Annotated in this window: 19 protein-coding genes and 1 pseudogene; 3 read left to right on the top strand and 17 right to left on the bottom strand. The window is 67.6% G+C overall.

All coding sequences use genetic code 11. From position 1 onward, the window contains the following. Both ABH915_RS05375 and ABH915_RS05370 read left to right on the top strand, forming a co-directional pair. Complete coding sequence (locus ABH915_RS05375; protein ID WP_370118597.1) at positions 1–1713, top strand: ABC1 kinase family protein; 1713 nt, start codon at positions 1–3, stop codon at positions 1711–1713. Positions 1714–1784: 71 nt separating this feature from the next. Next, positions 1785–2837 carry an alpha/beta hydrolase gene (locus tag ABH915_RS05370; RefSeq protein WP_370118594.1) on the top strand — a complete coding sequence of 351 codons (1053 nt, stop codon included), beginning with the start codon at positions 1785–1787 and terminating at the stop codon, positions 2835–2837. A gap of 73 nt (positions 2838–2910) precedes the next feature. On the opposite strand, the gene ABH915_RS05365 is transcribed toward ABH915_RS05370, so the two are convergent. The 5 genes from ABH915_RS05365 to ABH915_RS05345 all read right to left on the bottom strand — a co-directional run bounded on the left by ABH915_RS05365 (position 2911) and on the right by ABH915_RS05345 (position 9741). Next, positions 2911–4755, bottom strand: coding sequence for a gamma-glutamyltransferase family protein (locus ABH915_RS05365; protein ID WP_370124943.1), 1845 nt, complete (start codon positions 4753–4755; stop codon positions 2911–2913). 16 nt (positions 4756–4771) lie between these two features. Further along, positions 4772–4900: a hypothetical protein gene (locus tag ABH915_RS05360; protein ID WP_269210556.1), complete on the bottom strand. Its 129-nt coding sequence runs from the start codon at positions 4898–4900 to the stop codon at positions 4772–4774. 1 nt (position 4901) lies between these two features. Beyond that, positions 4902–6296, bottom strand: coding sequence for an OFA family MFS transporter (locus ABH915_RS05355; protein WP_370118590.1), 1395 nt, complete (start codon positions 6294–6296; stop codon positions 4902–4904). Positions 6297–6505: 209 nt separating this feature from the next. Beyond that, complete coding sequence (locus ABH915_RS05350) at positions 6506–9013, bottom strand: Tex family protein (protein WP_370124942.1); 2508 nt, start codon at positions 9011–9013, stop codon at positions 6506–6508. A gap of 122 nt (positions 9014–9135) precedes the next feature. Further along, a complete protein-coding gene (locus ABH915_RS05345; protein WP_370118587.1) occupies positions 9136–9741 on the bottom strand; it encodes a heme-binding protein in 606 nt (201 codons plus the stop codon). A gap of 163 nt (positions 9742–9904) precedes the next feature. Here ABH915_RS05345 and ABH915_RS05340 point away from each other — a divergent pair. Then, positions 9905–13553, top strand: a pseudogene (locus ABH915_RS05340) (TM0106 family RecB-like putative nuclease). A gap of 535 nt (positions 13554–14088) precedes the next feature. On the opposite strand, the gene ABH915_RS05335 reads toward ABH915_RS05340, so the two are convergent. The 12 genes from ABH915_RS05335 to ABH915_RS05280 form a co-directional block, all read right to left on the bottom strand. Then, positions 14089–14916 (bottom strand): triose-phosphate isomerase, encoded by an 828-nt coding sequence (locus tag ABH915_RS05335; RefSeq protein WP_370118584.1) that lies wholly within the window; start codon positions 14914–14916, stop codon positions 14089–14091. Positions 14917–14986: 70 nt separating this feature from the next. Further along, positions 14987–16336: an MFS transporter gene (locus ABH915_RS05330; protein WP_018775882.1), complete on the bottom strand. Its 1350-nt coding sequence runs from the start codon at positions 16334–16336 to the stop codon at positions 14987–14989. A 162-nt stretch (positions 16337–16498) separates the two neighbouring features. Next, positions 16499–16624 (bottom strand): hypothetical protein, encoded by a 126-nt coding sequence (locus tag ABH915_RS05325; RefSeq protein WP_018775883.1) that lies wholly within the window; start codon positions 16622–16624, stop codon positions 16499–16501. A 12-nt stretch (positions 16625–16636) separates the two neighbouring features. After that, complete coding sequence (locus ABH915_RS05320) at positions 16637–17404, bottom strand: SDR family NAD(P)-dependent oxidoreductase (RefSeq protein ID WP_026539080.1); 768 nt, start codon at positions 17402–17404, stop codon at positions 16637–16639. Positions 17405–17435: 31 nt separating this feature from the next. Beyond that, on the bottom strand, positions 17436–18422 hold the full coding sequence (locus ABH915_RS05315) for a 3-hydroxyacyl-CoA dehydrogenase family protein (protein WP_370118578.1): 987 nt from the start codon (positions 18420–18422) through the stop codon (positions 17436–17438). A 2-nt stretch (positions 18423–18424) separates the two neighbouring features. Then, complete coding sequence (locus tag ABH915_RS05310; protein WP_018775886.1) at positions 18425–18907, bottom strand: ribose-5-phosphate isomerase; 483 nt, start codon at positions 18905–18907, stop codon at positions 18425–18427. Further along, on the bottom strand, positions 18904–20676 hold the full coding sequence (dhaL, locus tag ABH915_RS05305) for a dihydroxyacetone kinase subunit DhaL (protein ID WP_370118574.1): 1773 nt from the start codon (positions 20674–20676) through the stop codon (positions 18904–18906). Before dhaL ends, ABH915_RS05310 begins: the two co-directional genes overlap by 4 nt. A gap of 186 nt (positions 20677–20862) precedes the next feature. Continuing rightward, a complete protein-coding gene (locus tag ABH915_RS05300) occupies positions 20863–21867 on the bottom strand; it encodes a sugar phosphate isomerase/epimerase family protein (RefSeq protein WP_370118571.1) in 1005 nt (334 codons plus the stop codon). A gap of 78 nt (positions 21868–21945) precedes the next feature. Then, entirely contained in the window at positions 21946–23070 is a 1125-nt protein-coding gene (locus ABH915_RS05295; protein WP_370118568.1) for a 2-hydroxyacid dehydrogenase, read from the bottom strand. Next, the gene (locus tag ABH915_RS05290; RefSeq protein WP_196802408.1) at positions 23067–24407 is read right to left on the bottom strand and encodes an MFS transporter; all 1341 of its coding nucleotides are present in this window, start codon (positions 24405–24407) and stop codon (positions 23067–23069) included. The genes ABH915_RS05295 and ABH915_RS05290 overlap by 4 nt, the downstream gene beginning before the upstream one ends. Before the next feature lie 164 nt (positions 24408–24571). Then, positions 24572–25282, bottom strand: coding sequence for a GntR family transcriptional regulator (locus ABH915_RS05285; protein ID WP_370118564.1), 711 nt, complete (start codon positions 25280–25282; stop codon positions 24572–24574). Positions 25283–25880: 598 nt separating this feature from the next. Further along, a complete protein-coding gene (locus tag ABH915_RS05280) occupies positions 25881–26951 on the bottom strand; it encodes an alkene reductase (RefSeq protein WP_370118561.1) in 1071 nt (356 codons plus the stop codon). Positions 26952–26994 lie beyond the last annotated feature (43 nt).

Below are 26994 nucleotides of genomic sequence, written 5' to 3'. Positions count from 1 at the left end.
GTGAGATCGGTTCGCCGGGACCGGGCAGCTCCGGTACCCGGCGCCCGGGACTACCGGGCCCGTTACCGCCGCATCCTGCGCTTCGCCGCATGGCATCTCGCGGTTACCTGGTGGTTTGAGCTGCTCCTCCCCCGCGTCGGGCTGGTGAAGATTGCCGAGCGCACCAGGGCGAAGAGGATGCGGCGCTTCGCGCAGCGCTTCCATGCGCTGGCGGTGGACCTCGGCGGGCTCATGATCAAAGTCGGACAGTTCCTGTCCTCCAGGCTCGATGTCCTGCCGCCCGAGATCACCAAGGAACTCGAGGGGCTGCAGGACGAGGTGCCTCCGGTTTCGTTCTCCGCGATCCGCGCCCTGGCCGAAGCTGAGCTGGGTGCGCCGCTGGAGCAGTTGTTCGCCTCGGTCGAGGAGACACCGATCGCAGCAGCGTCCCTCGGGCAGGCGCACCGCGCGAGGCTTGGCCCGGGCGACGCCGCCGACACCGGGCTCGACCGCGTGGTGGTGAAGGTGCAGCGGCCGGGCATCAACGCCATTGTCGACGTCGATCTGGCGGCACTGCGCAAAGTGGGCGGATGGCTCAGCCGCGTGCGCCTGGTGTCCGATCGTGCCGACATGCCCGCCCTGGTCGAGGAGTTTGCGCAGACCAGTCTTGAGGAGATCGACTACCTGAATGAGGCCGCGAATTCTGGGCGGTTCGCTGCTGATTTCGCCGACGACAGCCGTGTGGAGGTGCCCGACGTCGTCTGGGAACGGAGCACCCGCCGCGTTCTCACCCTGGAAGACGTCACGGCGATCAAGATCACGGACTCGGAGGCACTGCTGGCGGCGGGCATCGATCCGGCCCAGGTTGCCCCTGTATTTGCCTCGGTCATGTTCGACCAGATTTTTGCGAACGGCTTTTTTCATGCCGATCCGCACCCGGGGAACATCTTTGTCACGCCGGTTACCGATTCATCCACGGAGCGCCCCTGGAAGCTGACCTTCATCGACTTCGGCATGATGGGCGAGGTTCCGGCGAGCACACGCAGCGGTCTGCGGAAACTGCTCATCGCGGCCGCTTCGCGTGACGGCAAGGGCTTGATGTCCGCGATCAGCGACGTGGGGGTATTGGTGCCCTCGGCCGACACGGTCGAGCTTGAGCGGGCGATGACACACCTCTTTGCCCGCTTTGGCGGGATGGGCTTCGCCGAGCTTCGCGAGGTTGACCCCCGGGAGTTCCGTGATTTTGCCGTGGAGTTCGGTGACGTGGTCCGTTCATTGCCGTTCCAGATGCCGGAGAACTTCCTGCTCATTATCCGGGCGATGTCACTGACGTCGGGTGTGTGCAGCTCGCTGGACGCCCGGTTCAATCTGTGGGACTCGGTCGAACCCTACGCGGCGCAGCTGCTGCGCGACGAGCGCGGCAACATCGTGCAGGACGTTGCCCAGCAGGCCCTCGATGCCGCCGGGATGGCGCTGGGTCTGCCGAAACGCCTGGACGGGCTGCTAACCCGGCTTGAGGACGGTTCACTGTCGGTGGCAAATCCGCGCCTTGAGCGGCAGCTGGGACGGCTTGACCGCACGGCACAGCGATCGGCATCGGCGCTGATCTTCGGCGCCCTGCTGGTTTCCGGCTCCGTGGTCCGCGCGGATGACATGGTGCTCAGCAATGTCCTGATGATCGCGTCGGTGCTTCCGCTGCTGCATGGGCTGTGGGTGGGGCGCAGCGGCCTCTGATCGAGCCGGCAACGGGGTTTTCCCCCGCCCGGACACCACAGGGTTCCGCTGCCGGGGGATATCATCAAGCCGTGAAGGAAGGCCCGCCTTTTCGTCCAGCGAACCCCACCCAAACCCCCGGCCCCGTCCCCACAGGGCCCAATCCCGCTTCCTGGAAGTCCTCGATCCTGAACTGGGGCGGCGCTCTCGCGGCCGCCGCCCTGACAGTGATCCCCCTCTGGATGGTGCTCAGCAACCCGGCCGTCCTCGGCGGGCACCCCGCCCTGCCGGCTCTCCTGGTGGCCGCCATCGCATTGGGGATCCTTTGGGCGCTGCTTCTGGTCAGACGCTGGTTGTTCGGCGGCAAACAGCAGCGTAGCGGTGATATTTCCACCTGGCAGTTGGTCCGCGGGATCGCAGGCAGGCTCACAGTCCTCGGTTTGGTGGCGGCGCTGATGTGGCTCAGCCCGTTCCCCCACCAACCCGACCGCGAGAAGACGGTCCCGGCCAATGGATCCAGCGCGACGGCGCCAGCCGGGTCAAGGGTTGCAGAAGACGCCACTTCGATCACCCTTGCCCCGGCGGGTACAGCCACCACGGGGCTCGTCTTCTACCCCGGCGCCAGGGTAGACGCGCACGCCTATCAGGACCTGTTGCAGCCGCTCGCGGCCGCGGGTCACCTAGTCGTCATCCTGAAAGTACCCCTCGGCGTCTCCCTGTTGGACACCAACCAGGCCCGCGCAGCCATGGACCGGCATCCCGAAGTCGCCTCCTGGGCCGTCGGTGGCCATTCATTGGGCGGAGTGAGTGCATCATCCTTCGCGGCGTCGAATCACGACGTCGCCGGGCTGCTGCTCTTTGCTTCGTACCCCGCAGAAACCATGACGGACGCGCAGGGCCTCTCGGTGCTCTCCATCTCCGGCTCAAACGACGGCCTGAGCACCCCGGACAAAATCGCGGCGTCGAGGTCCCTGCTCCCGCCAACCACCACCTACGCAACGGTTGTGGGCGGCGTGCACGCGTTCTTCGGTGACTACGGTGAGCAGCCCGGGGACGGCGACGCGGGCATCAGCCGCAACGAGGCGCAGCAGCAGATCGTCGCCGAGTCGCTGCGCTTCATGGACCGGCTCAAGGCTTCCGGCTGACAGAAGAAGCAAAACCACGGCCCCTCCGAAGCCGCACGCATTCACCCCACCCGCCAGGTGAGCGCCGCAACTGCTACCGGCCCGCCGCGTACCCCTGCGCACCACGCGGATTCGCGGCAGCCTGCAGGACCCCGGTCTCGGGATCCCGCACGACGGCGGACAGCCGCCCCAGCGCCCAATCGCCGGCCCGGGTGACCACATGCCCGCGCCGCTCCAGACCTTCGATGACGTCCGCCCCGAGCCGGTCCTCGACGACGGCGCCGCCGGGTTCCCAGGTGCGCGGCCAGAATGAGCCGGGCATCGACGTCGTATGGAAGGTCGGCGCGTCGATGGCCTGCTGCGGCGAGTACCCGCCCACGATGGTCCGCAGCAGGTACGGCAGCTGCCACTGGTCCTGCTGGTCGCCGCCGGGCGAACCCAGCGCGGCCACCGCGTAGCCGTCCCGCAGCACGAGAGTCGGCGTCAGCGTGGTGCGCGGGCGTTTGCCGGGCGTCAGCGTGGACGGCGTGCCGGGCTCCAGCCAGGTCATCTGCAACCGGGTGCCCAGGCAGAAACCCAGCTCCGGGATCGCCGGGGAGGACTGCAGCCAGCCGCCGGACGGAGTCGCGGAGACCATGTTGCCCCAGCGGTCCACGACGTCGATATGGCAGGTATCACCGCGGGTCTCCCCCGTCGGCGCCACGGTGGGCTCGCCGACGCCCAGGCCCGCCGCGGACGCATCCCCTGCGAGCGCCGGCGGCGTGTAGTCGGTGCGCAGTGGTGGCCTGTATGGCTCCCGCCCGGGCACGGTGCCGGGCCGGAAGTCGTGGGACGCCCGCTCCGTGATCAGGGCCCGGCGGCCGGCACAGTAGTCCTCCGACAGCAGGTAGTCCAGCGGCACGTCCGTGTCGCCGTAGTACGCCTCCCGGTCCGCGAGCGCAAGCTTTTGCGCCTCCAGGATGGTGTGGGCCCCCATCTCGGTGGACGGATCAAGGAACCGGTCCTCGAAACCGGACAGGATGGCCAGGGTCTGCAGCAGCGCCGGCCCCTGGCCCCAGGGCCCGGTCTTGGCGATCGTGTGGCCCCGGAACTCGACGGTGGCGGCGGCCTCATACCCGGCTTCGAATCCGGCCAGATCGTCCAGGGCGAGCACTCCGCGGTGATCCGTGCCCGAGGAATGCCGGTGCGGGGACTGAACCGAATCCACCATGGCGCGGGCCACGAACCCCTCCCGCCACTCGCGGCGGGCCGCATCAATTCCCGCCTCGCGGGTGGATGCCTTAACTCCGGCCTGCACGAGCCGTTCCAGGGTGCGGGCATAGGCCGGGTTCCACACCAGCTCACCCTCAACCGGGATTCGGCCGCCCGGCATCCACAGCTCAGCCGACGTGGGCCAATGCGCCTCGAACAGCGCGGACACGGCCGCGATGGTGGTTCCGACCCGGCCGAGCATCGGGTGCCCGTCCCGGGCGTAGCCGATCGCGAAGTCCAGCACCGCGTCCAGCTCCCACGTCCCGTGGTCGCGGAGCAGCAGGAGCCAGGCGTCCACGGCGGCAGGCACCGCGGCGGCCAAGGCACCCGAGCCTGGAACGAGGTCCAGGCCTTCGGCCAGGTAGTGCTCCACGGTGGCCCCGGCCGGCGCCGGGCCCTGCCCCATCAGGACTATGGGCTGCTCCGGCCGGTCCGCGGTGACGAAGATCCCGGTCATGTCTCCGCCGGGCCCGTTGAGGTGCGGTTCCACCACATGGAGTACAAACGCTCCCGCCACCGCGGCGTCGAAGGCGTTCCCGCCGCGCTCCAACACGGACTGGGCCGCCGCCGTCGCAAGCCAATGCGTGGACGCGCTCATCCCGAAGGTGCCCTGCAGCGTGGGGCGGGTGGTGAACGCTTCCGGGCGCGTGAACGGAACACTCACCGCGCTAGGACGACCACCGAACATTTCTGTCACCACGGTGTCAGCCAAACAGGGCCGCCACGCGGGTGAGGGTCTCATAGACGCCATAGGCGAGCGGCACGCCGACAAGCGCCCAGGCGATGACCAGCTTCCCGGTGGACGGTGTTACCGGTGTCTGTGCACTACTCATTTCAGCCCTCCAAGGCAGGTTCTTCGGACCGGACGCGGCCAGGACGTGGTTCGTGGAATCGTGCGTCCACCGGCGAGACCAGCAGGTTCGCCACGAAGCCGATCACCAGCAGCCCCACCATGGTCAGCAGGGCGGGCTGGTAGGACGCGGCGTTGAGCGCGCCGGGCTTGCCCTGCGCGTCCAGGAAAGCATTGACGATCAGCGGCCCGGCGACGCCCGCCGCGGACCAGGCCGTCAGGAGCCGGCCGTGGATGGCCCCGACCTGGAAGGTGCCGAAGAGGTCGCGCAGGTAGGCGGGGGCCGTCGCGAACCCGCCGCCGTAGAAGGAGATGATGACGAACGCGAGGGCCACGTAGAGGACGGTAGACGTCGAGCCGGCCAGCGCCAGCACGGTGTAGAGCAGCGCGCCGACGCCGAGGTAGACCATGTAGATGCGCTTGCGGCCGGTGACATCGGAGGTGGCGGACCAGGCAAAGCGGCCGGACATGTTGCCGATCGAGAGGAGCCCCACGAAGCCGGCGGCCACCGCGGCGCTGGCCAGGGACGTGCCGTCGGGCTGGCGGAAGAAGTCCTGGATCATCGGGGCGGCCTGTTCAAGGATGCCGATTCCCGCGGTGACATTGCAGAACAGGGCGATCCAGACGAGCCAGAACTGCCTGGTCTTGACCGCATTCCGGGCCGAGACGTTCTCCGTGGTGACCAGCGAGGCGGCCTTGACCTTTGCGGGGTCGAAGCCTGCCGGTTGCCATCCCTCGGCCGGGACTTTGATGGTGAACGCGCCGAACATCATGTAGGCCAGATAGACGACGGCGAGGGTCAGGAAGAGCTTGCCCACCGATTCGCCACTGGCCACCCAGCCCTTGGCCCCGGAGTTGGGATCGTACATCTTCAGCAGGGCCGTGGAGACCGGGCTGGCGATCAGGGCGCCACCGCCGAACCCCATGATCGCCATGCCTGTGGCCAGTCCGGGCCGGTCCGGGAACCATTTGATCAGGGTGGAGACCGGGGAGATGTAACCGATCCCCAGGCCAATGCCGCCGACGACGCCGTAACCGAGGTAGACGAGCCAGAGCTGGTGGCTGAAGATGCCCAGGGAGCCGATCAGGAAGCCGCTCGCCCAGAACGCGGCGGAGGTGAACATTGCCTTGCGGGGACCGTTCCTGTCCACCCAGGTGCCCATGATGGCGGCCGAGAGGCCCAGCATCACGATCGCGATGGAGAAGATCACGCCGATCTCGGTCAGGCTCGCGCCGAAGTGCTTCACCAGCGCGGTCTTGTAGACGCTCGTCGCGTAGGCCTGGCCGATGCACAGGTGCACCGCGAGGGCTGCCGGGGGTACGAGCCACCGGTTAAATCCGGGCGGGGCGATGGTTCGTTCGCGGTCCAGCCAGCCCATAAGTACTCCCCTGCTCGTCAACGACATCGGTGTCCAGCACATTGCGGAAACGGCCCCCTGCCAGGGCCTCTGACCGAGCTTCCGGCAGAGGGCCGTTGCCTCCGGCAATCATGGTGCAAATCGTCAGCAAACGTACTAGTTATGCGCCAAGCGGTAGGGAATCCGCGACCAACGGTAGGAGTGGTGCGGCAGCCGCGCCCCTGGGAGCGCTACTTGGCCAGGCCGGCCTTCCGGAGCGCCTCCGCCATCGCCGTGTTGACCGGCGACGGCGCGGGGGCCGGCTTCTGCGGTTGCCTGCCCGGCGTCCGCCGGTCGGGTGCCGGTTTCCCGGATGACTGCTTTCCGGCCGGCTGATTCGCCGGCTGATTCAACGGCTGTTTCGACGGCGCCTGCGACGCCGGCTGCCGCGGACGTTCCGGCCGCGAGTCCGCACGACCGCCAGCCGCACGACCGCCCGCCGGGCGATCTCCGGCCGCACGTCCGCCAGCGGCGCGACCGCCGGAGGCTGCCGGTTCGTCGTCGAGCCTGAGGGTGAGCGAGATGCGCTTCCGCTCCGGATCCGCCTCGAGCACCTTGACCCGGACCACCTGCCCGGATTTCACCACCTCGCGGGGGTCGGAGACGAAACGGTTCGCCAGTGCCGACACGTGCACGAGCCCGTCCTGGTGCACCCCGACGTCGACGAACGCGCCGAATGCCGCCACGTTGGTCACCGTTCCCTCCAGCACCATGCCGGGCCTGAGGTCGGAGATCTTCTCGATGCCTTCCGAGAACGCTGCCGCCGCGAAGGCCGGGCGCGGGTCGCGGCCCGGCTTCTCGAGTTCGGCGATGATGTCCTGCACTGTGGGCAGACCGAAGGAGCCGTCCACAAAGTCCTGCGGGTTCAGCGCCGCATAGCTTCCCGGGGCCGGCGCTTTGCCCGCGGCCGCCTTGATTTTCCGGGCCACCGGGTAGGCCTCCGGGTGCACGCTGGAGGCGTCCAGCGGCTCCGCTCCCCCAGTGATCCGCAGGAAGCCGGCGCACTGCTCAAACGCCTTGGCGCCCAGCCGCGGGACCTTCTTCAGCTCGCTGCGTTTGGTGAAGGGCCCGTGCTCGTTCCGGTATGCCACAATGTTCTCGCTCAGCAGCGGCCCGACGCCGGCCACCCGGCTCAGCAGTGCGGGCGAGGCGGTGTTGACGTCAACGCCCACCGCGTTCACGCAGTCTTCGACCACCGCGTCCAGGCTGCGGTCCAGCTTCGCGGCCGTGACGTCGTGCTGGTACTGCCCGACGCCGATCGATTTCGGCTCGATTTTTACAAGCTCCGCGAGCGGGTCCTGCAGCCGCCGGGCGATCGAGACGGCACCGCGCAGGGACACGTCCATGCCGGGCAGTTCCGCCGCGGCGAGCGCCGACGCCGAATACACCGACGCCCCGGCCTCGGACACCACAATTTTCTGCGGCTTGTTTTCTGACCCGGCGGAGAGTTGCTTGAGCAGTTCGGCGGCGAGCTTGTCCGTCTCCCTTGAGGCGGTGCCGTTGCCGATCGCGACGAGTTCCACGCCGTGCTTCGTGGCGAGGCCCACGAGGGTCCGCAGCGCCTCGTCCCATTTCCGGGCCGGGGCGTGCGGGTAGACGGTGTCCGTCGCGACCACCTTGCCGGTGCCGTCCACCACGGCGACCTTTACGCCGGTGCGCAGTCCCGGGTCCAGGCCCAGGGTGGCGCGGTTCCCGGCTGGCGCGGCGAGCAGCACATCGCGCAGGTTCGCGGCGAACACCCGCACGGCCTCGTCCTCGGCGGCGGCGAACATCCGGCTGCGCAGATCTGCCGTCAGCCGGGCCAGGACCCGCGAGCGCCAGGCCAGCTGAGCGGTCTGCAACAGCCAGGCATCGGCGGGCCGGCCGCGGTCGGCAACCCCAAGGAACCTGGCCACGGCGGCTTCGTAGCGGCCGCGCGCCGCGGTGAGGGCGGCGTCGTCGTTCGGATCAGCCTCGGCGAGGTCCAGCTCCAGCGCGCCGTCCTTTTCTCCTCGCAGCAGCGCCAGGACACGGTGCGAAGGCATTCCGGCCGGCTGCTGGGAGAACTCGAAGTAGTCCTTGAATTTCTTGCCCTCGGCTTCCTTGCCTTTCTTCACCCGGGACACCATCCGGCCCTGGGTCCACAGCCGCTCCCGGAGCGTGGCGGCCAGGTCGGCATCCTGGGCGACGCGTTCCACCAGGATGGAGCGGGCGCCGGCGAGCGCTGCGGCCGCGTCCCCGATCGAGTGTTCGGCGTTGAGGAATTTGGCGGCTTCGCGGTCCGGGTCCAGTTCCGGGCGCTTGAGCAGGGCGTCGGCGAGCGGCTCCAGCCCGGCTTCACGGGCGATCTGCGCCTTGGTGCGCCGCTTGGTTTTGAACGGGAGGTAGATGTCCTCCAGCCGCGATTTCGTGTCGGCGCCGACGACGGCGGCCTGCAGTTCCGGGGTCAGCGCACCCTGGGCGGCGATCGCTTCGAGGATAGTCCGGCGGCGGTCCTCGAGCTCGCGCAAATAGCGCAGCCGCTCCTCCAGCTCGCGGAGCTGGGTATCGTCCAGCGTCCCGGTGGCTTCCTTGCGGTAGCGGGCGATGAACGGCACGGTGGACCCGGCGTCGAGCAGCTCCACGGCGGCCTTGACCTGCCAGGGCTGCACGCCGAGCTCGCCGGCGATCTGGGCGGCGATGCCGGACTCCTGCGTTTCTGAGGTGCCTGCCTGCGGCATGCCGGTCTGTGGTGAGCCGGTCTTTGGTGAGCCGGTCTTTGGGGACGGGCCGGAGGCGGGCGAGACGGGTGAGGCGGGGCGCTGCGGGTGTTGGGTCACCCTGCCATTTTGCCTTACACCGGTCAGCGGCCGGGCTCGCCCGGAGGAAGAAGGGGCTCCTGCACGTCCTGAACAACCTCGTTGCGGCGCAGGAACCACGGCTTGAACGGCGGATCAAAGCGGGCGAACCGTGGCGGCCCCACGGCCTTCAGCCCTGCTAGCTTCAGTGCCTCTTGGAGGCCGTCGTTTCGCCGTCGAAAGGCCGACTCCGACCCGCTGCCCGAGAACCGAAGGGCGGCCGCCAGGGATCCTGGCAGGGCCCGGACTCTGACGTCGGGGTTCGCCGGGACCGGCGCCGTCTCCGCTGTCACCCCAGCCGGGAGCACAAAGGCAACGACGAAATCAGCGGGCTCTGCGCTTCCCGGCAGCGGGCCGCTTTGCAGAACCGGGGCGGTCATCGCCACCTTTTGCGACGGCCCGGGTTCCTGGATCACCGGGGCCGTCATCGCCAGCTTCCGTTGCGCCGTGTTGCTGCCGCTGATGTAGTTGAACAGGTGTCGGAAGGCGGCATTTCCGGCGCGGTCGAATGTCGCGTTGACCTCTATTTCCGCCACAGCGTACGGAGGATAGCGGCGCAGCTCGAAGTGCGCGTAGCGCTGGACCAGCTCATAGGGTTGCTGTTCGGTCATAGTCCTCAGACCCTACGCCGGTCCTACGACAGGAACCAGCGGTACCTAGCCTCTTTACAGGTGCCTGGTACCCGGTTCCTGGCTGGTGCTTGATTGTCAGAGGGCTTTGATAGCTTGAATAGCGGAGGTCAACAACAACGGGGGCACCAACAACGGGGGCACAGTGTTTTTTCTTGAACCTGAAGTACCGGGGTCATCACGGGACCTGGTCTACTCCGCGAGCGACCTCGTGGTGGCCGCGAGTTGCGAGTTTCAGCTGCTGCGGAAACTCGACGAGAAGCTGGGCCGCTGCCCCAAGGCGGTCTTCGACGAGGACGAGATGCTCCAGCACGCAGCGGTGTTGGGTGACCTCCACGAGCGCAAGGTCCTTAACGGTTTCGTTGCGGAGTTCGGTCCCTGGGATCCGGCCACCGGGCACGGCGTGTACGACGTCGCTACTGCCTCCACGATGGACCGCGCCACGTTGGCGGCCAAGCACGCCGAGTCCATCGGAGCGCTGCGCGCGGGGGCCGACGTCGTCTTCCAGGCCGCATTCTTCGATGGGCAGTTCCACGGCCGCTCCGACTTCCTCGTGCGGCAGGGCAGACGGCAGCTATGCGGTGTTCGACACCAAACTGGCCCGCCACGCGAAGGTCACCGCCTTGCTGCAGCTGGCCGCCTACGGCGAGCAGCTGCTGAAGGCCGGAATCCCGGTGGATCCGGCGGTAACACTCGTTCTTGGCTCGACGGTGCAGCTGGCCGACGGCGGATTTGACTACGTGCGAAGCCACCACAAACTCTCCGAGATCCTGCCGGTTTTCCGTGAGCGCCGGGATCGTTTCCTCGCGTTGACCGCCGAGCACATCGCGCAGCCGGGAACAGTGGGCTGGGGCGCGCCCGGTCTCACCGCCTGCGGACGCTGCGACTACTGCCAGGAGCAGGTCAAAGCCACCGATGATCTCCTTCTCGTGGCCCGAATGAACTCCGTGCAGCGCAAGAACCTCCACGAACGTGGGATTTGGACAGTCACTGACCTGGCGCAAGCGACGCTGGCCAAGCCCACCACTACGCTCCTGCGCCTGCAGGAACAGGCACGGATGCAGAGCGGCGTTGGCCCTGCCGACGGAGCAGTCTGCTACCTCAAGGACGGCGAAGAGCACACCATCCGCTACGGCGTCCTGCCCGGGAACACCCTGGCCGAGCTGCCCCCACCGAGCCGAGGCGATATCTTCTTCGACTTCGAGGGCGATCCGCTGTGGCAGGATCGCGCCACGGGGGTGTGGGGGCTGGAGTACCTGTTCGGCGTGATCGAGGCGCCCACCGAGCCCGGCGGCGAAGGCGTGTTCAAACCGTTCTGGGCCCACAGCCGGAAGGCGGAGAAGCAGGCGTTCCTCGATTTCCTGGACTATGTCGAGAAACGCCGCCGGGAGCACCCGGACATGCACGTCTATCACTACGCACCATATGAAAAGACGGCGCTTCGAAAACTCTCGGTGATGCATGTTGCCGGGGAGGACATCGTGGACGAGTGGCTCCGCGAAGGCCTTCTGGTAGACCTGTACCAAACGGTCCGGAACAGTATCAGGATCTCCGAGAACTCGTACAGCATCAAGAGGCTCGAGCCGCTCTACATGGGGACGAACCTTCGAACCGGCGACGTGAAGGACGCCGGCGCCTCCGTGATTGCCTACGCACGGTTCTGCGACGCGAGGGACAATGAGCGGCCCGACGAAGCGGCCACAATCCTCGCCGGGATCTCCGACTACAACCAATACGACTGCCTCTCCACCCTAGAGCTCCGGAACTGGCTGCTCGGGCTGGCCAAGGAACGCCGGCTGACGCCGGACGCCCCGGAGACGGGCCCCGCCGGGTCCGGCCCCGTCCGGACTGGCGCCGCGTCCGGCGCGGAGGAATTAGCGGAGGATGGCCCCGACGGCGGCGGCTCGGCAGGAGCCGATGCCGCGCTTGACCCGGCTGAGCTGGCACTTTTGCAATTCGCTGAGCCGGGCAGCGGCTTGTCCGAGGACGACCGTAAGGCCGTCGCCATGCTGGCCGCGGCCGTGAGCTACCACCGCCGGGAGCGCAAGTCGTTCTGGTGGGCGCACTTCGACCGGTGTGAGCACGGTCCGGACACACACGAACGGGACCGGAACGTTTTCCTCGTCGAATCCGCGGAAATCCTCGACGACTGGCAACAGACGGGGACCAAGCTTCCGGAGCGGCGGGTCAAGCTGTCCGGCTCCGTGAGTCCCGGCTCGGACCTCCGCGAGGGCAGCAAGTGGTTCCGCATGTATGAGCTGCCTCTTCCCGCCGGGTTGGAGGGTACCGGCAAGAACGGCACCGGACGGAGCGGATGGTTCGGCACGGAGGTCCTGGAGCTGGGGCATGAGGACGGCAAGGACACCGTCATCATCCGGGATCGGCTGCACCGGAAGATCCCGCCCCACAATGATCTCCCCATTGCGCTGACGGAAGACCAACCCCTCGCCACCAAGAGCCTCGAGCAAGCACTGGCAGCCCTCGCTGACACGGTGGTCGCCGGCCTGGGGTCCGGATCCCTCCCCCGCCATCCTGCGCTTGACCTCGTCCGGCGTCAGCCGCCGAGGCTGGCCGCCGGAGCTTCGCTGCCGCAGCCTGGCGTCGGACCGGACCGCTTCATTGAAGCCATCACGGCGGCGGTGCTGGCCCTTGACCACTCCTACCTGGCAGTGCAGGGTCCACCCGGGACGGGCAAGACCCATGTGGGGTCCCACGTCATCGCCCGGCTCGTGGCCCGCGGATGGAAGGTCGGTGTCGTCGGCCAGTCCCACGCGGTGGTGGAAAACCTGCTGAAGACCGCCGTCACCAAGGCCGGAGTCGACCCGGCGCTGGTGGCCAAAGACGTGAAGCACAACGACGCCCTGCCGTGGGCCCGCCGTACCGGCAAGGACGTTGCGGAACTGCTGGGTGCATCTGGAGGCGCCCTCGTCGGCGGCACGGCGTGGACAATGACCGGCGCCACCGTCCCGGCCGGCTCCCTGGATCTCCTGGTGATCGACGAGGCCGGCCAGTTCTCGCTGGCCAACACCCTCGCTGTGGCTCAGGCGAGCAGCCGGCTGCTTTTACTCGGCGACCCGCAGCAGTTGCCGCAGGTCAGCCAGGGCAGGCACCCCGAGCCGGTCGACGAGTCGGCGCTGGGCTGGATTTCGGCAGGCCACGCCACGCTGCCGCCCGAGCTTGGCTATTTTTTGGCCGACTCATGGCGGATGAACTCCGAGCTGTGCCTGGCCGTCTCGGAATTGTCCTACGAACGCCGGTTGCGTTCCGCCCCGTCCGCGGACCTGCGCCGTCTGGAGGGTGTGCCCGCGGGGATTGAGACGGTGATGGTGCCGCACAGCGGGAACACGACATCGTCGGCCGAGGAGGCTGCCGAGGTCGTCGGGCAAGTGCGCCGCCATTTGGGCCTTTCCTGGCACACCGCTGACGGAGCCCGGCCATTGGAGGCATCCGACATTCTGGTGGTGGCCGCCTACAACGCCCAGGTCAACGTCATCCGCGATGCCCTGGACGCCGCGAATCTCTCCGGCGTGCGGGTGGGGACCGTGGACAAGTTCCAGGGTCAGGAGGCCGCGGTCGTTATTGTATCCATGGCGTGTTCTGCGGTGGCCGAGGCCCCGCGGGGCATGGAGTTCCTGCTCTCGCGGAACCGGATCAATGTGGCGGTGTCCCGCGGCCAATGGCGTGCCGTGATCGTCCGCGCACCCGAACTGACCAACTACCTGCCCACGCATCCGGAGGGCCTGGAGCAGCTCGGCGGCTTCATCGGCCTGTGCCAAAGGTCAGTCAGCGCGTAGCTGTCCTCACCCAGTAAGGGGACATGCTCATTCCTCCGTGGCTACCCAAGGGGACATGCTCATTCTTGGCCTCGAGCAACGGACATCATGGCATCGTGCCCATCACTCGCGGCCAGGGCGGGACATGTCCACTCTTCGCCAGCCACCCCACGGAACATGCCCATTCCCCGGCAGCCACCCCAGAGGACATGCTCATTCTTCCGTAGCATGCGGGACGTGCTCATTCTTGGCCTCGAGCAACGGACATTAGGGCATCGTGCCCATCACTGGCGGCCAGGGCTGGACATGTCCACTCTTCGCCAGCCACCCCAGAGGACATGCTCATTCTTGGCCTCGGGCAACGGACATCAAGGCATCGTGCCCATCACTGGCGGCCAGGGCGGGACATGTCCACTCTTCGCCAGCCACCCCACGGAACATGCCCATTTCTCGCCAGCCACCCCGTGGGACATGCTCATTCTTCCGTGGCATGCGGGACATGCTCATTCTTGGCCACGAGCAACGGACATCATGGCATCGTGCCCATCACTCGCGGTCAGGGCTGGACATGTCCCACGGTGGCGGGGTCCGTCGCGGGGAGGCCTTCGGCCAGCAGCAGCGCCTCATCGAGCACGCGGCCGAAGTTCACCGGATCGTGCGCGAACCTGCCCAGGAACAAGCCGGAGACGCCCTCAAGGGTTGGCAGCAGTCCCGGTTTGGCCGATCCGCCGTAGATGACCGGCAGCCCTGGCACGCCGGCGGCGGTGAGCCGGTCGCCGAGCTGCTGGACGACGTCGGACACGTACGCGGCGGCGGCGGGCTCGGCCGCGCCGATGGCCCAGACCGGTTCGTACGCCACCACCAGGCGCCCGGCGAGGTCCCAGTCGCCGTCGACGGCCGACTCGATCTGGCGGTACACAAAATCCGCTGCGGCCGCCGGCTGCCCGCCGCCGCGCTCCCCCACGCACAGCAGCGGGGTGAGCCCGGCCTCGGCCGCGGACCGGACCTTGCGGGCCACCATGGCATCGTCCTCGTTGAAGTGCCGCCGGCGCTCGGCGTGGCCGATCTCCACGAGCCGGACGCCGAGTTCCGCGAGCATGGATGGGGCCACTTCCCCGGTCCAGGGCCCGTCCGCCCAGCCGCAGTTCTGCGCGCCGAGCAGCAGCTGCGAACCCGTCAGGAGCCGGGCCGCCGCGGGCAGGACGGGGAAGGACGGAATGACAAACGGGACAACCCGCCCGGCCGCGAGGGCCGGGCGGGTGTCCACTTCGTGCTGCAGGCGTTCCAGCCAGTCCAGGCTGTCCCGGTAGCCGAGGTACATCTTGGTGCTGACCCCCACCAGGATGCGGGTGCTGGAGGTCTGGCTGCCGGGGCTCTGCTGCATGTGTTGGTGCTTTCTGCTGGATCCAGTGGATGGGCGCCGGACGTCGCGCTGGAAGGGAGGCCGGGGGCCTTTACTGCTCCAGCAGCTCGTCGGCCTTGTTCTTGAAGCGGCGGGTCGCGAACATCATGGCCGCTGCCAGGAACGGGAGCACGCCGAGGGCGTAGACGCCCATGGTCCCGGTCTCCGAGGCGGTGATCTGGTTGACCGAGGTACGCAGGATCGGCGCGACGAAGCCGCCGAGGTTTCCGAGCGAGTTGATCAGGCCGATCCCCGCGGCCGCGGCCGTTCCGGTGAGGAACGCCGTCGGGTAGGACCACGCGATGGGGCCGATGGAGAGGAACGAGCACACGGCGAGGGTGATGAAGATGATGCCGAGCGCCGGAATGTGGTTGGCGCCGGCCCACGCGGAGCCGAAGATGCAGAGTCCGGTGGAGATGAACAGCCCGGTGCCCCAGACCCGGCGGCGGATCACGGTGTTCGCGGCCTTGCCGATGAAGTAGCAGGCGAAGATGCCGAAGAACCACGGGATGGCTGCCATCAGGCCGACGGCGATGCCCACCTTCTGGCCGGTCAGCTGGGCCACCTGCTGCGGCAGGTAGAAGGTGACGCCGTAGACGGCGATCTGCAGGCAGAAGTAGATGATGGTGAAGTACCAGACCTTGCCGTTCTTCATGGCGGCCAGGACGCCGTGCGGGCCGGACTCTTCCTTGACGGTGTCTTCCAGGGCCATGACTTCCAGGAGCGCGTTCTTCTCGTCCTTGTTCAGGAACTTGGCGTCCTGCGGGCTGTTGATCAGGAAGAAGTAGGCGGCGATGCCGGCGATGACCGCCAGCATGCCTTCGACGAAGAACATGACCTGCCAGCCCTGGACTCCGGGGACCTGGTCGCCGATGTTGATCAGCCAGCCGGACAGCGGGGCGCCCAGCATCTGGGAGAACGGCTGGGCCAGGTAGAAGATGGCGAACATCTTGACGCGGACCTTGTTGGGGAACCATGCGGCCAGGAACATGATGACGCCGGGGAACAGCCCGGCCTCGGTGACACCCAGCAGGAAACGCAGGATGATGAAGGACGTCTCGCCCTGGACGAACGCGAAGCAGGCCGAGACGATGCCCCAGGTGATGGCGATGCGGGCCAGCCACACCTTGGCCCCGAACTTGGTCAGGAGCAGGTTGCTCGGGATTTCGAACAGTGCGTAGCCGATGAAGAAGATCCCGGCGCCCAGCGCGTAGGCGCCGGCGGTGATGCCTTTGTCGACGCCCAGGGCAGCCTCGGCGAAGCCCACGTTGGTGCGGTCCAGGAAGGCGACCACATAGAGAATCACCAGCATGGGCATGAGCCGGCGGGAGGCCTTGGAGATGGCCGATTTAAGGACCGGCGTCTCCAGGAGGTCCCGGGTGGACGTTGTTGTTACGGACATAAAAACTCCTCGTCGAGCAATCAGCGGTGTAACTCAGTGGTGTATGTCAGTGGGGTGAATCAGTGGCGTGGAGAGCGGCCGGATCAAGCCAAAGCCAGCCAGGCCAGCCACGCCGGATCCGGCCAGGCCAAAGCAGGCCAGGCCGGATCCGGTCGGAGAAAGCTAGCGCGAAAAAACCATCATCAGGACGCCGGCCACGCAGGCCAGGATCCCGACGGCCAGGTAGATCTTCCGTCCCTTGCTCCAGGCTGCGAATCCGGAGGCGGGGGTTTGGCTGTGTTGTGCCACGAGGCTTCTTCCTTAGTGCATGTAGAGTCCGCCATCCACATTCAGCGTCTGGCCGGAGATGTAACCGGCGTCCTCGCTGATGAGGAAGGCGATGGCCGCTGCGATGTCCCGGGTGGAGCCAACGCGGTTGACCACGAGGTCTTTGGTGAGTTCGTCCTTGCGTTCCTCGCTGAGGGTGCCGCCCATGATGTCGGTGTCGATGGGGCCCGGGGAGATGGCGTTGACCGTGATGTCGTATTCGCCCAGTTCACGGGCCGTGGCCCGGGTCAGGCCGATCACGCCGGCCTTCGCCACGGAGTACGGCGTCTTGGAGAACGTGCCGCCGCCACGCTGCGCGGAGACCGAGGAGATGTTCACGATGCGCCCGATCCTGTTCTTCACCATGGATTCTGCGACGCGGCGGGTGGCGTAGTGGACGCCGTTGAGGTTGATGTTCAGCACCCGGTCCCATTCCGCGGCGTCGAGTTCCAGGTACGGCACCGGAGAGCTGACGCCGGCCACGTTGGCGAGCGCGACGATCTGCGGCAGTTCCGCCTCGATGGCGTCGATTGCCGCGCGGACCGAACCCTCGTCGGAAACATTGGCGCCGGCGCCGAAGGCCTTGACGCCGTGCTCGGCTGCCAGTTCCTTGGCCGCCGCCTTGCAGAGTGCGTCATCGAGGTCGATGATGCCGATGTTCCAGCCCTGGGCCGCCAGGTAGCTGGCGGTGGCGCGGCCGATGCCGCGCTCGGACACGGCGCCGGTGATGATGGCGGTGCGTTCTGTGGGGAAAGTGCTCATGGGTACTCCTTGATGAAGACGGGAACGGGAATTAGCTGATGGGGGCGGGGCCGAGCTCGTCGATGAGCTTCTGCATGGCCACGTACGCCTTGTTCCGGTAGGCGATCAGTTCCGGTGTGCGCTCTGCCGGGACGTTCAGGAAGCCCGCACCGGTCTTGGTGCCCAGCTTTCCGGCCTCCACCAGGTCGGTGAGGATTTTCGGGGTGGCGAACCGTTCCGGGAAATCGGTCTGCAGCGACTTGTAGCAGAAGTTGTAGACGTCCAGTCCGGCCATGTCGGCGATCGCGAACGGCCCGAAGAACGGCAGCCGGAAGCCGAAGGTCGTGCGGACCAGGGTGTCGACGTCCTCCGCGGTCGCGATCTCCTGCTCCACCAGCTGGGCGGCCTCGTGGAACAGGGCGTACTGGAGCCGGTTGAGCACGAATCCGGTGACGTCCTTGACGACGGCGGTCTGCTTGTTGGCCGCGTGCACGAGATCGCGGACGGCGCCGACCGTGGCGGCCGAGGTGCCGGCGTGGGGGATGATTTCCACACCGGGGATGAACGGGGACGGGTTGGAGAAGTGCACGCCCAGGAAGCGTTCCGGGTTGGTGACCGGCTCGGACAGGTCGGCGATGGAGATCGTGGACGTGTTGGACCCGATAATCGCGTCCGGGCGGGCGGCCGCGCTAATGCGGGCGAGGGTCTGGTGCTTGATCTCGATGACCTCGGGGACGGCTTCTTCGATGAAGTCGGCATCCGCCACGGCCTCCTCGATGTCCTTGGCGGCCCAGAGGTTTTCCTTCAGGATGGCGGTGGCGCCTTCCGGGAAGAGCCCGGCGGCCACGAATTCGTCGGATTCGGCCAGGAGCCGCTCGTAGTTCTTCTGGGCCACTTCCGCGGACACATCCGCGAGCGCCACCCGGGCGCCGCCGAGCGCCAGGACCTGCGCGATCCCGCCGCCCATGTAGCCGGAGCCGACGACGGCGATCTTGCGGGCGGCGTTAATGGCGGCTGCGGTTGTTGTTGATTCGGTCATGTTCAGACTGCCTTCGTGTATTCGGGTTCGTACGAGCAGATGGCGTCCACCTTCGCGGCGGAGGAGGAGTTTTCGTCGAAGCGGTGGCTCAGCCATTCGCCCACGAGCTTCTTGGCCAGTTCCAGCCCGATGACGCGCTGCCCGAGGGTGAGCACCTGGGCGTTGTTGCTCAGGACGGACCGCTCCACCGAGTAGCTGTCGTGGGCGGTGACGGCGCGGATGCCGGGGACCTTGTTGGCCGCGATCGCCACGCCCAGGCCGGTGCCGCAGATCAGCAGCGCCCGGTCGGCGTCGCCGTCGGCGATCTTGCGGGCCGCGTCGACGGCGACGTGCGGATACGCGGTGGAGTCGTTGGCGCCGACTCCCACGTCCTGGACGGACGCCACGCGGGGGTCGGCTTCGAGGAGCGCCTTCAGCGCGTTCTTGTATTCGACGCCGGCCTCATCGTTGCCGATGACCACGCGCCAGCCTGTTGCTGTGCTCATGCTTGTGCTCCTTGTTCCGCCGGCTCGGGGTTGCCGGGCCGGGATGCTGTGTCTGCGGTGTCGGTGTGGGTGGATATCCGGGTGGCGATGAGGGCGAAGGACACCGCGCCGGGGTCGGGGTGGCCGAGGCTCTTCTCGGCGAGCGGGCGGGCCCGGCCTTTGAGCGGACGCAGCCCGGCGGTCCGCTCTGCGGCGGCTGTGGCGGCGGACGCCGCCGCGGCGAGGGAGCCGGCCACCGGTGTGCCGGCGTCGAACGCGGTGAGGAACGCGTCCTGGAACGGCAGGAGGGCGTCCACCATGGTCTTGTCCCCCGGCTCGGCCTTGCCGAGCGCGGTGATGGCGTCCACGAAGGCCGTGACCGCGGCGGCCGCGTCCTCGCCGCTGTAGCTGTCCTGGTTGCCCAGGGCCTGTCCGGCGGCGATGATCGCCGAGCCCCAGAGCGCGCCCGAGGTGCCGCCGGCGCGTTCGCTCCAGGCCTCCCCCGCAGCGGTCAGGACCCTCGACGGCGAGGCGCCGCCGTCGTTCGCGGCAGCCTGTTCGGCCGCGGTGACTGCCGCGTCCACGCCGCGGCGCATGCCGATCCCGTGGTCGCCGTCGCCGGCGATGGCATCGAGCCGGCCCAGTTCTTCCTCATGCTCGACCACCACGTCCCGCACCTGCCCGAGCAAGTCGGCGGCCAGTTGGCCGAGGGCTGCCGCCGCAGCGGTGGGCCGTTCGACGTCGGCGGTCTCCTCGGCGTCCGGACCGGCGAGTTCGCGGCGGGCGCGGGGCGCCAGGTTTCCCTTGCGGAACGCCGGGGTGTCGGCCGGGGCGGCCCAGTACTGCTCGAGTTCCTCGTCCAGCCACAGCAGGGTCAGGGACAGTCCGGACATGTCCAGGCTGGTGACGAGCTCGCCGCATTCGGGTTCGACGACGGTGAGCCCGGCGGCGGTGAGGAGCTTTTCGATCTTGCCGAACAGCAGGAAGAGTTCGTCGTACTTGACCGTGCCGAGGCCGTTCACGATTGCGACCACGCGGGTGCCGGCGTCGTCCGGTTTGTCGGCCAGGAGCCGGGTGACCAGGAGTTCGGCCAGTTCGGAGGCGGTGGGCATGGGGTGATCGGAGATCCCCGGTTCGCCGTGGATGCCCAGGCCCAGGGACATGTGCCCCGCGGGGACCGAGAACAGCGGGGCCTCCGCGCCGGGCAGGGTGCAGCCGTCGAAGGCCACGCCGAGGGAGCGGGTGCGGTAGTTGGTCCGGATGGCCAGCCGTTCGACGTCGTCCAGGCTCAGTCCCGCCTCCGCGGCGGCGCCGGCGATCTTGAAGACTGTCAGGTCCCCGGCGATGCCGCGGCGCTTCTCGATCTGGTCCAGCGGGGCGCTGGCGATGTCGTCGGTGACCAGGACGGTGCGGGTTTCGATGCCCTCGGCGTTGAGGCGCAGCTGCGCCTGGCCGAAGTGCAGGACGTCGCCGGCGTAGTTGCCGTAGCTCAGCAGGACGCCGCCGCCGGCGTTGGCCGCCTTGGCCACTCGGTAGACCTGGCCGGCCGCGGGCGAGGCGAACATGTTGCCGCAGGCCGAGGCGGTGGCCAGTCCCGGCCCGACGAGCCCTGCGAATGCCGGGTAGTGCCCGGAGCCGCCGCCGACCACCAGGGCCACCTGACCGGCCGGGACTTCGGTGGAGCGGACGACGCCGCCGTCGACTCGGGCCACGTAGCCGCGGTTGGCCGCAACGAAGCCGTCCAGTGCCTCATCCGCGAAATCAGCGGGATTGTCGAAGATCTGGGTCATGGTTCCTCATTGAATCCGTGTTGGAGAACTAATGCTGTGGGTAAAGAGCTGGGGTGAAACTGGAGTGGTGCGGCCGCCCCCAAATGGTTTGACGGCCGCACCACGCACCGGTGCCGGCGCTCCTTCAGCGCCCGTTCAGCGCCCGTTCAGACGCTGAGTTCAGATGCTGGCTTTTCAGATGCCCGGTCAGACGCTGGCGAGTGCCGTGGCTGCCGGCAGCTGCCGGCCCTGGGCCACCTGGCTGGTGCCGAGGGCATAACCGTCGGTCTTCGGCAAGACCTGGCGGCGGAGGTAGTCCTGGTTGCTGGCCGTGACGCTGAGGCCGTCGCCGCCGTAGTGCTCGGTGCAGAGGATGCCCTGGAAGCCGACGGAGAGTGCGGTCTTGAACGCCTCGCGGTAGTTGATGAGGCCGCTTTCCATCGGGGCCGGCATCGCGACGTAGGTGTCCCGGGCTACGTCCTCGTCGCGGATGTAGTTCTTCATGTGCCAGTAGTTGGAGTACGGGAGGGTCTTGGCGACCATTTCGCGCCAGTCCTCGATCGGGCGGTGCAGCCGGATGAGGTTGCCGATGTCCGGGTTGATGCCGACGTTGGCCAGGCCGATGTCCTGGACCAGCTGGACCGAGGAATCCGCGGTGCCCAGGTACGTGTCCTCGTACATTTCGAGCGAGAGCAGGACGCCGACCTCGGCCGCGTGCTGGCCAAGTTCGCGCAGGCGGCTTACGGCCTTGCCCCAGGTTTCCTTATCCCCCACCGGGTCCTTGTACCCTTCGACGGTCCAGAACCAGAGCTGCTTCTGCTGCTCGGCGGTGATGGCCTGGTGCAGTCCGAACGAGACAACCTCGCAGCCCAGCTCGGCGGCGGCCTCGATGGTGCGGTGGCTGTACGCCAGATTGGCTTCCCAGTTTCCTTCCTCGATGACACTGCGGCGGATGGCAGAGATGACAGGGATACCGATGCCGACGTTGTCCGCGGTCTGCTTGAACTCGGCAAGCCGGGCGGAGCTCAGGTCGCCGGGGCGGACCCAGCTGTCTGTGAGGTCGGCATTGGCGAAGCCGGCGTCCTTGACCTCGGTGAGGACCTCGGCCCAGGCGGAGGCGTCGGCGTCGTTGATGTGGTTGCCCTGCGCATCGGTTCCCGGGAACTGCAGGAGCGCTGCTGTGATGGGCCAGTTTTCGGCTGTATAGGCCATGGGGTTCACTCCTTCGTGGAATCCTGTTTCCTATAGGATTTACTATCTGAGGGGATGTTGTCAAGGTCACATCCCGGATTACGCCCCTTTCGCGGCGAAGGCCGCGGTTGCGAAGACCTCCGGATTTAGGACGTTGGCAGGGCGCTCCCCCGCCGCGACCGCCAGGATCGAGGCAATGGCGCTGGCCGCGACGTCCCGTGTGAAGTCCTCGGTCCAGCACAGGGAATGCGGGGAAAGCACGACGTTGTCCAAGGTCAGGAGCTCGTCGTCGGGAAGCAGGGGTTCCGGCTCAAAGACGTCGAGGCCGGCGCCGGCGATCCGGCCGTCCCGCAGGGCGTCCCGGAGGGCATCCGTGTCCACGAGTTTTCCGCGGCCGATATTGATCAGGTAGGCGCTTGGCTTCATCCGGGCCAACTCAGCGGCGCCGATCAGTTTTTCGGTCGCCGGTGTCAGCGCGGCGCAGAGCACGACGTAATCCGAGCGCTCCAGGAGCTCATTCAGGCCCAGCAACTCGACGCCGAGTCCGGCGGCCTCCGCGTGGCGGCCGCTGCGGTTGTTGCCCACGACTTTCATCCCGAGCGGGGACAAGAGGCGGGCGAGCTCAGCGCCCACGCTGCCGAAGCCCACGATGCCGACCGTCTGGCCCACGAGCGGCGCGCCGCGGTAGTGCTCGCGTTGCGCCCAGTCAGAGGTCCGGGTCAGCCTGTCCTTGGCCAGGAGCTTGTGCGAGAGCGCCAGGAGCAGCGTCAGTCCCGCCACTGCCAACGGCCGCCGGATGGCATCCGGGGTGTTGGTGACAACGATGCCGGCGCGGGTGCAGGCGTCCAAGTCGATGGTTTCGTAGCCGGCTCCGAACCGTGCAATCAGCCTCAGGTCCGGGGCATGGTCCACGGTGCGTGAATCGAAGGCAATGTGTCCCAGGGACAGCACGGCCTGGACCCCGGCGAGGTCGGCCAGCGGAACCGGATCCGTGTAACTGGGCAGGACGCTCCAGCTGATGCCGTGCTCGCTGAGCCGCTGCAGCCCTAAATCCCCGTGAATGGAGCTTCCGTCCGGCCGCGCGGCGTCGGCCGTGACGGCCACGGTGAACGGCGAGCGGGCGGTTCCCGCAGTGGCGGTTCCCGCCGTGGTGGTTCCCGCCGCCGGGGCGGCCGCCGTGGTGGCGACCGCCGTCGTCGTCAATGCATTTGTTGCTGTGCTCATGCGTCGGTTCGGCTTTCTGTCTGCGTTGCTGCGGTCTTGTCCTTGATGGGTTCGCGGACCAGCACTGTGTAGGCCACTGCGGCCAAGGCCGCGATGATGCCTCCGATCACGAACGACGGCGCGTAGGAACCGGTGGCATCGGCGATCACACCGGTCAGCAGCGGGGCAAAGGCGCCGCCGAAGTAGCCGCCGAAGTTCTGGATGGCACCGACGGAGGCAACCTGTGAGTTGTCCACGATGTCGCCGGGCATGGCCCAGGCGGCCGCCTGCATGGTGGCCACGAAGCCCAGTGCCACGGTCATGACAGCGATGGCGAGCGGGAGGGAATCCACGAACGGGATGAGGCAGATCAGGATGCCGGCGGCAATCGCTGCTACGGACATCACGTGGCGCTTGGCCAGCAGCGGATCACGGCCTGCCTTCTTCGAGTAGCGCGTCATGACCCAGCCGCCGGTGATGCCGAGGATGGCTGCGCCGAGGTACGGGACAGCCGCGAGCCAGCCGGAGCTGGCGATGCTGGCACCGCGTTCTTCCTGCAGGTAGAGCGGCAGGAAGACGATGAAGATGTTCCAGATCCAGATGACGCAGAAGAATCCGGCCATCATGCCCCAGATTTGGCGGTGCTTGAAGAGTCCGAGCCACGAAACCTTCTTGGCAGTCAGGAGCTGGGTGGTGCGCTGGCTTTCGATGTAGTCCAGTTCCTTCGCGCTGATGCGCTTGTGCTCTTCGGGAGCGCGGTAGTAGAGGAAAAAGGCCAGTGCCAGCACGAGGCCTGCGACGCCGAGGAAGAGGAAGATGGCCTGCCAGCCGAACGCGAGCATGATGGCGGTCAGGACGGGCGGCGCGATGGCGGGTCCCCATTTGGAACCGCTGTCCCAGATAGCGGTGGCCTGCCCGCGCTCGGCCCGCGGGAACCAGTCAGCGGTCAGCTTTGCCGACGCCGGCCCGTTGGGGGCTTCGGTGATGCCGAGCAGGAAGCGGAAGGTGATGAACTGCCACATCTTGGTGCCGACGGCCATCAGCGCGGTCGCGATGCTCCAGCCCGCGATTGCGAGGAAGTACATCCGTCGGGCACCCAGCTTGTCCACGAGCCAGCCCGCGGGCAGCTGGGCAAATGCGTAGGTCCAGGAGAACACGGTGCCCAGGAGGCCAATGTCCGTCCGGGTCATGCCGAACTCTTTGATCAGCTGCGGCGCGGCGATGGAGATCGCGCTGCGGTCCATGTAGTTGATGATGCCGGCGGCCAGCGCCCAGCCGAGGATCCACCACCGCAGATTCTTGATGGTGCGGCGTGTTGCGGATTCCTTGGGCCCTGCGGCCAAAGTTTCTGTTTGCACTCTTCACTCCCTTGTGACTCCCAATGCCGGCACCGTAGCCGTCACAATCGAAGATCCTATAGGGTCTTCGATCAGCTGTGAAGAGGGTCACAAAAAGATGGCACAGGAGCCGGTTGCGCTGTTCCGCGGTGTTGGGCCCGCGTGCGTCAGCCTGGGAGGGAGACCTATTCCGCGGGAGCGTCGGCGATGGCGCGGCCGCGCACCTTTTGCACGTGCTCGGCCATGGCGGCTGCCGCCTTCTCAGGGTCGCCCGTCGCGAGGGCATCCAGGACCGCCTGATGCTCGGCGATCGCGTGGTCGGCGTCGGTGATGCCCACTCCCCCGAACAGGCGGAACCGCTGAATCTGTCCGCCGAGGGCGGCGTAGGCGGCCACCATGAACTGGTTGCCCGTCTGCTCCGCGATCAGCCGGTGGAACCGTTCATCGGCCTCGAGGTAGCCGCGGAATTCGGCAAAGGACGGCCCGCGCGGGGCGTCCTTGAGATCGGCGACTGCCCGTTCCAGTTCGGCCAGGTGGCCGGGCGTCAGCCGGGCACACGCCAGGCGGGCGTTGACGGGTTCGATCGCGAGGCGGGCTTCCATGAGCTCGGCGAAGTCTTCCCGGGTGAACACCGGAGCAACCCGGTAGCCCTTGAGGGCCACGCGGCGCACCATTCCGGTGTGTTCCAGCCTGGCGAGTGCCTCCCGCACGGGGGTGGGCGAGACGTCGAGTTCCCGGGCGGTCCCGTCGATGCTGACCGCAGCCCCGGGTTCCAGCCGGCCGTCCATCAGAGACGCCAGAAGTTCTTCATAGACGTGGTCTGCCAGGACCTGCCGGCTGACGGCGCGGCCGGCGGGGCGCCCCTCAGAGTGGCTGCCGGTGGAAGCGAATTGCATCTTCAGATCCTATAGGAGCGGGTGCGGCGAGATCCCTCCGGGACATGCCCATTTGCCGCCGCCACCAATGGACATGCCCCTCGCTGCGCGTCATGGGCCCACGGGGACATGCCCAATCCCGGCACCAGCCACGGGACATGTCCAGTGGCCCGTTCGTCCAAGGAGCCTGTCCGGTGGCCCCGCTATGCAGGACGGGACATGCCCACCCGCACATTCCAGCGAGGAACATTGTCCAGCCTCTGGCCAAACCAGCGAGCGACATGCTCATTGTTAAGCGCGATCAGTGGGCAGAATGGCATTCTGCCCACTGATCATGGCTGCGGCTGGGCATGTCCCGTGGTCATGATGCGCCGCGAGGAACATGCTCTTTCGTGCACCTCACCGCTGAGCATGTTCCGTCTCGGATCTGCCCTGCGAGGGACATGCTCATTGTTAAATGCGATCAGTGGGCAGAGTGGCATTCTGCCCACTGATCGTGACTGCGGCTGAGCATGTCCAGCCGAGCGTGCGCTGCGACTCGGTGCTGCGACTCGGTGCTGCAACTCGGTGCTGCAACTCGGCGCGGCGCGGCGCCGCGACCCACCGCGCGCAGTTGGCCCTAGTTCTGGTAGGCCGGGTAGTCGGTGTAGCCCGTGGCGCCGTCGGCGTAGAACGTGGACGCGTCGGGCTCGTTGACCGGCAGGCCTTCGCGCCAGCGGCGGGCGAGGTCCGGGTTCGCGATGGCCGGGCGTCCGACGACGACGGCGTCTGCGTGGCCGTCGGCAACCAGCGAGATAGCCTCATCCCGGGTGGTGATGACGCCGAATCCTGTATTGACGAGGAAGGCTCCGCTGAAGCGTGAACGCAGGTCCTGGACCAGTTCGCCGGTGGGGTCCTTGTGCAGGATGCTCAGGTAGGCCAGGTTCAGCGGCGCAATAGCATCCACCAGCAGGCGGTACGTCTCGCGGACGTCTGCGGCGTCCAGTTCGGTGACCCCCTGGACGTTGTGCTCCGGTGAGATCCGGATGCCGACGCGTTCGGCGCCCACGGCCTCAACCACAGCCTTCACAACCTCGATCACGAAGCGCGCCCGGTTCTCCGGGGAGCCGCCGTAGAGGTCGTCACGCTGGTTCGATGACGGCGCCAGGAATTCGTGCAGCAGGTAACCGTTGGCGGAGTGCAGCTCCACGCCGTCGAACCCTGCCTCGATCGCGTTCCGCGATCCCTGGACAAATTCCTGGAGGATGCCGGGCAGTTCGTCGGCGGTCAGGGCGTGCGGCACGGGGTGCGCCTGCTTGCCCTTGGACGTGCGGGTCTCTGCCTCGACGGCGATGGCGCTCGGCGCAACCACTTGGTGGCCGCCGGTGATGTCCTCATGCGAAACCCGGCCACCGTGCATGATCTGCGCGAAGATCCGGCCGCCTTCGGCGTGAACGGCTTCCGTGACCTTCTTCCAGCCGGCAATCTGGTCCGGGGTGACGATGCCGGGCTGGCCCGGGTACGAGCGCCCGGCCGGGCTCGGGTAGGTGCCCTCGCTGACGATCAGGCCGAGCGAGGCGCGCTGGCGGTAGTGCTCGGCAACCAAGGGCCCCGGGATACCTTCCTGGCCGGAACGGAGACGGGTCAGCGGCGCCATGACGAGTCGGTTGGGCAGTTCCAGCTCGCCGAGGGTCATCGGGGAAAACAGCATGCGCAATTCCTTTCGCAGTAAATGGGTTCACTGGCGGCAACTG

The sequence above is a fragment of the Arthrobacter sp. MW3 TE3886 genome, assembly GCF_041262145.1.
Lineage (GTDB): Bacteria > Actinomycetota > Actinomycetes > Actinomycetales > Micrococcaceae > Arthrobacter.
The sequence above is the reverse complement of the archived record's forward strand: the minus strand, read 5'-3'. Positions and strand labels throughout refer to the sequence as shown.

What these genes read in the sequence shown, in the direction of transcription:
- ABH915_RS05285 (WP_370118564.1), bottom strand. Translation starts at nt 25,282, where the DNA reads ATGCAATTCGCTTCCACCGGCAGCCACTCTGAGGGGCGCCCCGCCGGC.
- ABH915_RS05310 (WP_018775886.1), bottom strand. Translation starts at nt 18,907, where the DNA reads ATGAGCACAGCAACAGGCTGGCGCGTGGTCATCGGCAACGATGAGGCC.
- ABH915_RS05295 (WP_370118568.1), bottom strand. Translation starts at nt 23,070, where the DNA reads ATGAGCACAGCAACAAATGCATTGACGACGACGGCGGTCGCCACCACG.
- ABH915_RS05330 (WP_018775882.1), bottom strand. Translation starts at nt 16,336, where the DNA reads ATGTCCGTAACAACAACGTCCACCCGGGACCTCCTGGAGACGCCGGTC.
- ABH915_RS05315 (WP_370118578.1), bottom strand. Translation starts at nt 18,422, where the DNA reads ATGACCGAATCAACAACAACCGCAGCCGCCATTAACGCCGCCCGCAAG.
- ABH915_RS05350 (WP_370124942.1), bottom strand. Translation starts at nt 9,013, where the DNA reads ATGCCGCAGGCAGGCACCTCAGAAACGCAGGAGTCCGGCATCGCCGCC.
- ABH915_RS05365 (WP_370124943.1), bottom strand. Translation starts at nt 4,755, where the DNA reads ATGTTCGGTGGTCGTCCTAGCGCGGTGAGTGTTCCGTTCACGCGCCCG.
- dhaL (WP_370118574.1), bottom strand. Translation starts at nt 20,676, where the DNA reads ATGACCCAGATCTTCGACAATCCCGCTGATTTCGCGGATGAGGCACTG.
- ABH915_RS05355 (WP_370118590.1), bottom strand. Translation starts at nt 6,296, where the DNA reads ATGGGCTGGCTGGACCGCGAACGAACCATCGCCCCGCCCGGATTTAAC.
- ABH915_RS05345 (WP_370118587.1), bottom strand. Translation starts at nt 9,741, where the DNA reads ATGACCGAACAGCAACCCTATGAGCTGGTCCAGCGCTACGCGCACTTC.
- ABH915_RS05335 (WP_370118584.1), bottom strand. Translation starts at nt 14,916, where the DNA reads ATGCAGCAGAGCCCCGGCAGCCAGACCTCCAGCACCCGCATCCTGGTG.
- ABH915_RS05280 (WP_370118561.1), bottom strand. Translation starts at nt 26,951, where the DNA reads ATGCTGTTTTCCCCGATGACCCTCGGCGAGCTGGAACTGCCCAACCGA.
- ABH915_RS05300 (WP_370118571.1), bottom strand. Translation starts at nt 21,867, where the DNA reads ATGGCCTATACAGCCGAAAACTGGCCCATCACAGCAGCGCTCCTGCAG.
- ABH915_RS05320 (WP_026539080.1), bottom strand. Translation starts at nt 17,404, where the DNA reads ATGAGCACTTTCCCCACAGAACGCACCGCCATCATCACCGGCGCCGTG.
- ABH915_RS05360 (WP_269210556.1), bottom strand. Translation starts at nt 4,900, where the DNA reads ATGAGTAGTGCACAGACACCGGTAACACCGTCCACCGGGAAGCTGGTC.